Origin of the sequence: Micromonospora fulviviridis (assembly GCF_014648395.1) — a bacterium.
Taxonomy (GTDB): Bacteria; Actinomycetota; Actinomycetes; order Mycobacteriales; family Micromonosporaceae; genus Micromonospora; species Micromonospora fulviviridis.
Map to the genome: position 1 here is coordinate 353,239 of NZ_BMRA01000007.1, position 9,604 is coordinate 362,842.

Consider the following 9,604-nt stretch of genomic DNA (forward strand, 5'->3'; position numbering starts at 1 on the left):
GTGAAGACATGACTCCGCTCCGTGATCGCGTCCGCAGGTCAGCGCCCGGCACGGCGGAGCGGGTCAGGCCGCCGGACGCTCGACGGTGGGCGCCGCCCTGCCGCCGGACGGCACCGCCGGGTCGACGACCACCGGGAGGCCGCGGTGCGCCCGGAACGCCACGTTGGGGTGGTACGACCGGCGGTGCCCGGGGGCCAGCCGCAGTCCGGGCAGGGCCGCGGCGAGCCGGGTGAGCGCGATCCCGCCCTCCAGCCGCGCCAGCGCCGCCCCGATGCAGAAGTGCGGCCCGTGCCCGAAGGAGAGGTGGTCGTTCCCGTCGGTCCGTGCCGGGTCGAACCGGTCCGGTTGGGCGAACACCGCCGGGTCCCGGTTGGCGGCGCCGATGAGCAGCAGGCAGCGCGCCCCGGCCGGGATGGTGACGCCGCCCAGCGTGACCGGCCGGTTGGTCACCCGCAGCCAGCCGTCGATGGCGGGCGCGAAGCGCAGGGTCTCGGTGAGGAACCCGGGGACCCGGTGCGGCTCCGCCGCGATCGTCCGCCACCGGTCGGGGTCGGAGAGCGCCTGGTCGAGCGCGTGCGCGAGCAGCCCGGCCGTGGTCTCGTGCCCGGCGACCAGGAGGTTGAACACGATGCTCGTCACCTCGGCGACCGTGAGCACCTCGTCGTCGCCGTCCCGGTACGCGAGCAGCTGGTCCACGTAGCCGTCGCCGGGCCGGTCACCGTCGAGCCGGTCGCGTACGAGTGCCTGGCAGTAGCGCCAGAACTCCAGCAGGCCCCGGGCGAGCCGGACCTGTTCCGCCGGATCCGGCCGCCCCCAGACCAGGGCGATCTGGCCGTCCGCCCAGGCCCGAACCCGGGCGACGTCCCGCTCCGGCACGCCGAGCAGGTCGAGCAGGACCAGCAGGGGCAGCTCGGTGGTGAACTCCCGGACGAGGTCGACCTGTTGCCCGGCGCGGGCGACGAGGCGGGCCACCAGCTCGTCGACCCGGCGCCGGACGATCCCGCCGTAGCGCTGCTCGACGCGGTCGGCGGTGTTGGCGAAGGTGGCCCGCAGCGCTCGGCGGGTCCGCGGATGCACCGGGGGATCGGCGGCGGCCGTGGTGGGCGGGGCGTCGATCCGCATGAGGACGGCCAGGGCCTCCGGGCAGACGTCGTAGACCGGCGCGAGAGTGAGGGCGTTGCCGAAGCTCTCGGTGTCGCCGAGCGCCCGCCGCACGTCGGCGTGCCGGGCGATCAGCCACAGTCCGAGGTCCTCGTCGTGGTGCACCCCGCCCGGGGAGTCGAGCAGCCGCTCCCACGCCTGTGCCGGGTCGGCGAGATACGCGCCGGCGAACGGATTCCACCGCATGACCGCCTCCTGGGATGGCGACCCGGCGACCCGTCGGGTGCCGGCGCTTCTCACGGTGCGCCCCGCAGCGAATCAAGTCAAGATTTGTCCACGTCAATGTAATTGCCTTGGGAATTGCGATTTGCCACGCTCGGAAATTCCTTGCTCAGCTGCAACTTGCGGGTTGCCCGTTGCGCCCTGACATCCGCGCCGAGCAGCGCGAACGACCCTGTCGCGAGGCGGCGCGAATGAGCATCGACGTCCCGGCCGTTCCATTGTGGGGGTGCTCGGAAAAACGGTGTTCACGCCTCAGCCCGGGGCGGTGGCCAGCAGTCGGCGCAGCAGCGCGACCAGCGCCGCCGCGTGGGTGCCGTCCGGATCCAGGTCGGGCCGGAAGTCGGCGACGCTCACGCCGAGCAGCCGGGGCGAGGCGAACAGCGGCGCCAGCAGGTCGGCCACCTGCCCGAGGCCCGGCCCGCCGGGTTCCGGATAGCTGACGGCCGGCATGGCCCCCGGATCGAGGACGTCGCAGTCGACGTGCAGCCAGACGCCCCCGTCGACGTCGGCGAGCATCGCCGCAGCGCTCTCGCCGCACGCCCGCGGCGCGCCGACGACCGCCGGGGCGTCGATGCGCCGGATGCTGTCGGGCACCCGGGCCACCTCGGCGGCGGCCTCCGGGTCGAGGTCCCGGGTGCGGTGGCCGACCAGCACCACGTCGCCGGGCGCCACCAGCGGCGCGGACACCCCGGCCGGCGTGGTGAGCTGCTCGGGGCCGGTGCCCGTGACCAGGGCCAGGTCCATGTCGGCCGTCTCCCCCGTCGGCGAGGCGGCGCCGTCGAGGAAGTCGGGATGCCCGTCGACGAACCAGAGCCCCACCCGGCCGCGGCTGCGGCGCAGCCAGAGCAGGACCCCGAGCAGCAGGCTGCAGTCACCGCCGACCACCAGCGGCCGGCGGCCGGGCCGGCGTCCGGCGGCGTCGTCGAGCCCGTCGGCCAGTACCCGCGCCGCGCGGGCGGTCTGTCGCAGCGCGCGTACGCCGGTCGCCTCGTCCCGCCGGGCATCGTCGATGACGATCGGCGCGTCCCCGGCGTCGTCGAGGACGAGATCGGACAGCCCGGCCGCGCGCAGGGCGGCCGGCGCCAGCCGCTCACCCCGGCCGAGGGCCGAGCAGTCCCACGGCGCCCCCACCAGATACCAGCCCGGCGCTGTCACGCTCCCATCGTGGCACCCGTCGGGCGCGGGAGCGGCGGTACGCGCCGACTCGCCCACCAGGGCAGGATCTGGGCGAGGCCGAACGCCACCTCGACGACGAGGAACAGCCACAGCAGCCGGGTGGCACCGTGGGCCAGCGCGTACGCCTGCCAGGTCGCGAAGAGAACGCGCGCGACGGCGTCGTACCGGCCGTGCGCGGGCTGTGGCCGGACGAGGCGCAGCAGCGCCCACACCACCACGACCGAGCCCATGAGGTTCGCGTACAGGACCTGGATCGGGTCGGGGGCGGGCAGGCCGCCCAGCCCGAGCGCGCCGCCCAGCCGCGACAGCGCGCCGTGCAGCAGCGCGTACGTCCACGGCGTCGCGAAGCCGGCCGTGACCACGAGGTCGTATCCGGCACTCGCGCGAACGAGGCGCAGGTACGCGGGGTGGGAGGGGGCGGGAAGGCGGATCATGACGGGCTCCTGCCGGTCTGGCTGCGGGACGCCCGACGCTAAACCCTGGAGTACGCTCCAAGGTCAAGTCCACGGGCCGGCGAGGTGTCATGCGTATCGGGGAGCTGGCCGCGCAGGCCGGGATCAGCACGGACACCGTCCGGTACTACGAGAAGGTCGGCCTCGTCGCCGGCCGGCGGCTGCCCAACGGCTACCGCGACTTCCCGCCCGAGACCGTGGCGTGGCTGCACTACATCCGCACCGCGCAGGCGCTCGGCTTCTCGCTGGCGGAGATCTCGCGCAACTGCGCGGAGCTGCGCGCCGCGCCCGACACCGCCACGGCGCTCTCGGCGCTGTTCCAGGAGAAGATCACCGTCATCGACGCCCGGATGGCCGAACTCGCCGCCCTCCGGGCCGACCTCGCCGCCCGCGTCGACACGGGGTGCCCGTTGCGGCCGGCCGGCCGGGCTCCGGACGCGACCTCGCGCGTGTGAGGATGCGGGACATGCGTGCCGTGATCTTCGACGAGTTCGGTGCCCGGCCAGAGGTCCGCGACGTCCCGGATCCGGTGGCGCCGGCCGACGGCGCGGTCGTCCGCGTCGAGGCGACCGGGTTGTGCCGCAGCGACTGGCACGGTTGGCAGGGGCACGACCCCGACATCCGCCCGCCGCACGTCCCCGGCCACGAGTTCGCCGGTGTCGTCGCCGCGGTCGGCGCGGGCGTCCGCGGCTGGCGGCCCGGCGACCGGGTCACCGCGCCCTTCGTCTGCGCCTGCGGGCGGTGCCCCGCCTGCCTCGCCGGCGACCAGCAGGTCTGCGAGCGGCAGACGCAGCCCGGCTTCACCCACTGGGGCTCATTCGCCGAGTACGTGGTGGTGCGCCACGCCGACGTCAACCTGGTCCGGCTCCCCGACGAGCTGGATCACCCGACGGCGGCGGCGCTCGGCTGCCGCTTCGCCACGGCGTTCCGGGCCGTGGTGAGCCAGGGACGGGTGGCCGCGGGCGAGTGGGTGGCCGTGTACGGCTGCGGCGGCGTCGGCCTGTCGGCCGTCATGATCGCGGCCGCCTGCGCCGCGCGGGTGGTGGCCGTCGACATCTCCCCCGGCGCGCGGGAACTCGCGCGGCGCTGCGGGGCGACGGTCTGTCTGGACGGCGCCGCGCTCACCGGCCCCGGCGCGGTGGCGGCGGCCGTCCGGGAGGCGACCGGCGGCGGCGCCCACCTGTCCCTCGACGCGCTGGGCAGTCAGGCCACCTGCGCGGCGTCCATCGAGAGCCTGCGGCGACGCGGCCGGCACGTGCAGGTCGGGCTCCTCCCGGCCGCGCAGGGCCGTCCGGCGCTGCCCATGGACCGGGTGATCGCGTACGAGCTGGAGCTGCGCGGCAGCCACGGCATGGCCGCGCACGCCTACCCGGAGCTGCTCCGGCTGGTCACCGCCGGCGTGCTGCGCCCCGGCGAGCTGATCACCCGCACCATCGGCCTCGACGAGGTGCCCGACGCGCTGACCACGATGGACCGGCCCACGACGGCCGGGATGTGCCTCATCGAGCCCCGCTGAGCGTGCCGGAGCGGCCGCGGACCGGTCCCCGACCCGGGGACCGGTCCGCGGCCGGCCGGTTCAGCTGACGGTCACCGAGACGGTCCGCGGCGGCTGCTGGAGCTGCCCGTAGTTGTCGACCCCCCGGATCGTCACCGTGTAGGTGCCCGCCGGGATCACCGGCGAGGTGTACGCGAAGTTCGACCCCGGGGAGCCCGGGCTGGTCAGGAAGGACGCGATCCACGGGAAGTTGCCGGGGGTGCCCGGCGTGCTGAACGTGCCGGCGGCGTTCATCCCCTGGCCCGCGCTGTTGGAGATCTGGATGTCCACGCGGAGCATCCCGATGTCGTCCACGGCCCGGCCGGTGACCACGATCCGCCCGCCGGTGTAGACCTCGCCCTCGACGGGGGTGATGCTCGGCTCCAGGCGCGGGTCGAGGTCGCCCGGGTAGACCAGGTAGCGGGCGGTGGCGCCGGAGGTCGAGCCGTCCTGCTGGCCCGCCGTGTCGACGGCCCACGCCTCGACGCTGTACTCGCCCTTGGTGGGCAGGTCGATCGGCAGGCTGAACGCGGTGCTCGTCGCGCCCGGCGCGGCCAGCGTGGCGTTCACCGTGGCGAAGGCGGCGGCCATGGTGCCGTTCGGCTGCACGTACCGGCCGGTGTCCAGGTCGCGCAGCGCCACCCGGACGCTCTGCACGCCCTTGTCGTCGGTCGCCGTGCCGGCCAGGTCCAGGTGCAGCTGGTCGACGTTCTGGTCCACTCCGGTGAAGCTCAGCAGACCGTTCGGAAACGCGTCGCCCGGCACCTGGGCGGTGACGCTGAGGCGGCCCATGCTGGTGCCCGACGTGGTCAGGCCCAGGCTGTCGGTGGCCCGTACCCGGAAGTCGTAGACACCCGGGGTGAGCGGCACGGTGGTGTAGGACCAGGAGTACGACGCGGCGTTGAGGTTGGTCGGCGAGATCCGGTAGTAGGCAGCGACCGAGTCGGCACCCCAGGTGCCGTCGGCGGCCAGCGCCTCCCGCGTGGTGTTGTTGCGCAGGTAGATCTCGACCGACTTCAGCGCGTCGTCGTCGCTGGCGGTGCCGGCGAAGGTGATCGCGGCGCCGGGCGCGACGGTGACCGGCGCGGCCGCGGTGGGCGGGGTCATCACCGCGGGCGCGCTGATGGCCACCGTCGGCGGGACACCGGTCGACGAGACGGTCCAGTCCCGGGTGTCGCCGCGCAGGTCGCTCTGCCCGGCGGTGTCGACCGCGGTGGCGGTCATCTTCCACTGACCCTCGATGGGCAGGGTCACCTCGAACTGCCAGGTGGTCGACAGCGCGCCGATCACGTCCGGCTCGCCGCGGAAGGTGTTGTAGACCGCGGCGACCGACCCGTCGTCCTGGAGGTAGCGGTTGTCCGGGGTGCGGAACGAGTAGACCACCGAGCTGACGCCCTTGTCGTCGGTGGCGGTGCCGGTGGCGACGAAGGTCTTCGTGGCGAGCAGGCCGCCGGGCGGGGAGTCGATCCGGGTCGACGGCGGCAGGTCGTCGAAGCGGAACGCCTCGATCTTCTTGACCGCCTTCGTGGCGTCGCCGACGCCGTCGCGGCCGAACGTCTTCGCCTGGATCTGGTAGACGCCGGACGGCAGCGACACCGGGAGCGTCCACGTGGTCGAGGCGGTGTTCACCGCGGCCACCGCGGCGTTGATGCTGTTGGCGGCGCCCCACGTCTTCAGGTCGTCCTGGAGGTACTGGCTGGTGTTCCGGTTCTGGATCTCGACCTGGACCCGGCTGACCCCGGCCGGCGTCAGCGCCTGGCCGCCGAGCGTGAACGACTCGTTGGCCGGCTTCACCGCGCCCTCGATGGGCGTGACGATGGTGGTGTCGACCGCGGCCGGCGCCGGCGCCCTGGACAGGTCGAAGAAGCCGACCCGGCCGACGGTCTTGCCGCCCTTGACGTTGCCGTCGCCGCCGACGAGGAGACCGCGCGCGGTGGCCAGCATGGCCTTCTCCCCCTCGTACGAGTTGGAGCCGGGATTCCACTCCAGCGCCGTGCCGGTCTTCGGGTCGAGCGCGCCGAGGTGGTCGCGGCGCACCACCTGGTCGCCGAGGCCGTAGCCGCTCAGGCCCTGGCCGGTGCCGTACCCGACGTTGTCCAGGCCCGGCCACGGGACGTTGGAGGTCGGCGACTCCTGCCAGCTGAAGTGGCCGCCGACGTACACGGCGGTGGCGGTGATGGCGACCGAGTAGACGCTGTCGAAGTGCCGCGACACCCACAGCGGCTGGACGTTGTCGGCGCCGGTGAGCGGGTACGCGATCGCGGTGTCGTTGATCGGCGGCCGGTCGCCGCCCGAGCCGCTGGTGACGACGAAGTAGGAGTCGTCCGGCGCGATGTCACCGGCGAACACCCGCTGGATGCCGCCGACGAAGGAGAGGTTGTCCTCCCACAGCCGGGTACGCCACGGCAGCAGGGCCTTGGTGGCGGTGCCGACCAGGGCCACGCCGTAGCGGTCCTGGCCGGCGATCTGCCGACCGGTGTGGACGACGAGAAGCTTGCTCCGGTCGTGGGTCAGCTTGAGCTGCTGGACGGTGAGCATGCCGCCGACGCCGATGCCCCCGGTGAGCGGCAGGTTGAAGCCTGTGTCCACGGCGCCGGTGGTCGGGTTGAGCGCGACCAGGCCGCTGCGGCTCACCCCGTTCACCGTGCTGAACTGGCCGCCCACGTAGACCGCCGTGCTGCTCACGGCCAGCGCGGTGGCGCGGGCGTTCGCGGTCGCGGTGAACGCGGCGATCGGCGCACCGGTGGTCGGGTTGAGCTTCACGATCTTCCGCTTCGTGACGCCGCCGACCGTGTTGAAGGACCCCGCGACGTAGAGCGACGACCCGTCGGGCGACGCCTCGACGGCCTCGACGGACCCGTCGAAGGTGGGCTTGAAGCCGGTGTCGACCTTCCCGGTGTCCAGGTTGTACGAGGCCAGCGACTTCTGCGCGATGGTGGTCCCGCCGACGTTGGCGATCGAGGTGAAGGTGCCGGCGATGAAGACCCGGTTGCCGATCACCTCCAGGTCCTTGATCTCGCCGTTGGTGATCCTCGGCGTGTCGGTGCGCGGCACGCTCGGCACCAGCCGGGTGTCCCCCGGCACGACCTGCGCCGCGGTGGCGACCGTACGCGCCGCGCCGAGCGCGCTGCTGCTGCTCATCGCCTCGGCGCCGGTCCGCACGGTGGTGCCGGCGTCCGTGGCGGTGAGCTTGCTCGCCACGGTGCCCGCGACCGCCGGTACGCCCATCACGACGACGGCACCGGCGACCAGACCCGCGACGGTGCGACTCCAGACCTGCATCCAGTCAACTCCCTGTGAACGCCCGAGACGGCACCACCGGGTCGGTTCCCGGCAACGTCCACCCGCCCGCGTGCCGGACGTCACCGTAGAAGGCAAGGTCTTTTCGCGGTACCACGCCGCACCGGGATTCCACCGCACGGCACCAATTCCGGCCGCACCGGCGGGCCGCACCACCTTCGGACCCAGACCCGTTCGCCCGATCGGATGGCGCGGCCCTGCTCACCGGTGCCCCGCCCGCCTGATCGGCGGATCAACCGGTGGGCGCGACGTGGTCGCGCCAGGAGTGCCGCGGCTCGTAGCCCAGGACCCGGCGGGCCTTGTCGATGCTGAGCAGGGTCTCGTGCTCGCCGAGTTCCCCGCGGATCTCGACGTCCGGGTAGACCTCGGCCATCAGGTCGGCGCTGGACCTGCTCATCACGGTGTCGGCGTTGGCGATGATGAAGACGTCGGCGCCGGGCCGGTCGTGGGCGAGCGCCCGCTCGACGGCCTGGGCGCCGTCGCGGGCGTCGATGTAGCCCCAGAGGTTCCAGCGGCGCAGACGCGGGTCGGCGTCGAAGGACGGGAAGCTCGCGTAGTCCTCGACGTCCATCACGTTGGAGAAGCGCAGGCCGACCATGACCAGCTCGGGGTCCCAGCGGCAGAAGTGCCGCGCCATCTCCTCCTCCAGGGCCTTGTTCAGGGAGTAGGTCGACTCGGGGCGCGGCGCGTACTCCTCGTCGACCGGCGCGTACGGCGGCGGGGTGTCGAACGGCAGCCCCAGCACCGTCTCGCTGGACGCCCAGACCACCCGCTTGATCCCGGCCGCCCGGGCCGCCGCGAAGACGTTGTACGTCGCGGCCGAGTTGTTCGCGAAGGTCACGGCGTTGGGCTGCAGCCCGGGCGCCGGGACCGCCGCCAGGTGCACCACCGCCTCGACGCCGCCGGCGTGCTCGTCGGCGCCGCCGGTGAACGCCTCCACCACCTGCCCGTAGTCGGTGAGGTCGACCAGGAGGAACTCGCCGTCGACGTCGCGCGGGTCGCGCCCGCCGGCGCGGTCCACGGCGAGCACGTCGACGCCCGCCGCGCGCAGGTGCGCGACCACGGCGCGACCGAGCTTTCCGGCGGCGCCGGTGACGACGACACGCCTGGGAACTGCTGCTTCGAGAACAGGACCAATCATGGTCACATCCTCTCCCGCGCGGAGGGACCGGCTCGACCTGCCGGGATTTCTTGCACCCCGGAGGATCCGCTGCAACGCGACCGACGCCGGACGCGGCCGGGCCGATCCTGGTGGCGGGCGTCCACGAGGGATCCACCGGATGCCGATGCAGAAGTCCGCACACGCTGGAGGTGTCAGGGTCATGAGGAAGTTCATCGAACGTACGGCGGTGGCGCTCGGCATGCTCGTCGCGGTTGCCGGTGTCGACGCGGCAACCAGTCCCGCCCAGGCCGCCACCTGCTGGGGGGACTACTGCTCGGGCCAGGACCCGCAGGCCGCGGGGTGCAGCGCTGACGCCTACACGACCGCGTCCGCCCGGATTCCCGGAACCTACGCGTACGTCGAGCTGAGGTGGTCGCCGTCGTGCAAGACCAACTGGGCGCGGGTGCCGGCGGCCTGGGGCACCTCGTACCCCTGGCAGCTGCGTGCCTACCAGTGCAAGACCGGATACAACCAGAGCGGCGTCGTGGCCAGCAGCGCCGACTACTCGTGGACGCGCATGATCTACTCCCCGACGCTCGGCGTGCGGGCGGAGTGGAACGGTCAGCCGGGGTCCGTCGGAACGGCGTGCGCCTGATC

8 protein-coding genes are annotated in these 9,604 nt (G+C 73.5%); 3 read left to right on the forward strand and 5 right to left on the reverse strand.

Translation table 11 applies throughout. The features are described 5' to 3' along the window. Positions 1-63 precede the first annotated feature (63 nt). From IEY96_RS20880 to IEY96_RS20890, 3 genes are all read right to left on the reverse strand, one after another. Positions 64-1,347 carry a cytochrome P450 gene (locus tag IEY96_RS20880; RefSeq protein ID WP_189196481.1) on the reverse strand — a complete coding sequence of 428 codons (1,284 nt, stop codon included), beginning with the start codon at positions 1,345-1,347 and terminating at the stop codon, positions 64-66. Positions 1,348-1,635: 288 nt separating this feature from the next. After that, positions 1,636-2,538, reverse strand: coding sequence for an arginase family protein (locus IEY96_RS20885; protein ID WP_189196482.1), 903 nt, complete (start codon positions 2,536-2,538; stop codon positions 1,636-1,638). Next, on the reverse strand, positions 2,535-2,993 hold the full coding sequence (locus IEY96_RS20890; protein ID WP_189196483.1) for a hypothetical protein: 459 nt from the start codon (positions 2,991-2,993) through the stop codon (positions 2,535-2,537). Before IEY96_RS20890 ends, IEY96_RS20885 begins: the two co-directional genes overlap by 4 nt. An 89-nt stretch (positions 2,994-3,082) precedes the next feature. On the opposite strand from IEY96_RS20890, the gene IEY96_RS20895 reads away from it, so the two are divergent. Continuing rightward, positions 3,083-3,466 carry a MerR family transcriptional regulator gene (locus tag IEY96_RS20895; RefSeq protein ID WP_189196484.1) on the forward strand — a complete coding sequence of 128 codons (384 nt, stop codon included), beginning with the start codon at positions 3,083-3,085 and terminating at the stop codon, positions 3,464-3,466. 11 nt (positions 3,467-3,477) lie between these two features. Continuing rightward, positions 3,478-4,527, forward strand: coding sequence for a zinc-dependent alcohol dehydrogenase family protein (locus IEY96_RS20900; protein WP_189196485.1), 1,050 nt, complete (start codon positions 3,478-3,480; stop codon positions 4,525-4,527). A gap of 60 nt (positions 4,528-4,587) precedes the next feature. On the opposite strand, the gene IEY96_RS20905 is transcribed toward IEY96_RS20900, so the two are convergent. Further along, positions 4,588-7,827 carry a phage tail protein gene (locus tag IEY96_RS20905; protein ID WP_189196486.1) on the reverse strand — a complete coding sequence of 1,080 codons (3,240 nt, stop codon included), beginning with the start codon at positions 7,825-7,827 and terminating at the stop codon, positions 4,588-4,590. A gap of 250 nt (positions 7,828-8,077) precedes the next feature. Continuing rightward, positions 8,078-8,986, reverse strand: a complete 909-nt coding sequence (locus IEY96_RS20910) for an NAD-dependent epimerase/dehydratase family protein (RefSeq protein WP_189196487.1) — start codon at positions 8,984-8,986, stop codon at positions 8,078-8,080. Between the two features lie 181 nt (positions 8,987-9,167). Here IEY96_RS20910 and IEY96_RS20915 point away from each other — a divergent pair, with 181 nt between their 5' ends. Then, positions 9,168-9,602, forward strand: a complete 435-nt coding sequence (locus IEY96_RS20915) for a DUF2690 domain-containing protein (RefSeq protein ID WP_189196488.1) — start codon at positions 9,168-9,170, stop codon at positions 9,600-9,602. Positions 9,603-9,604: the final 2 nt, after the last annotated feature.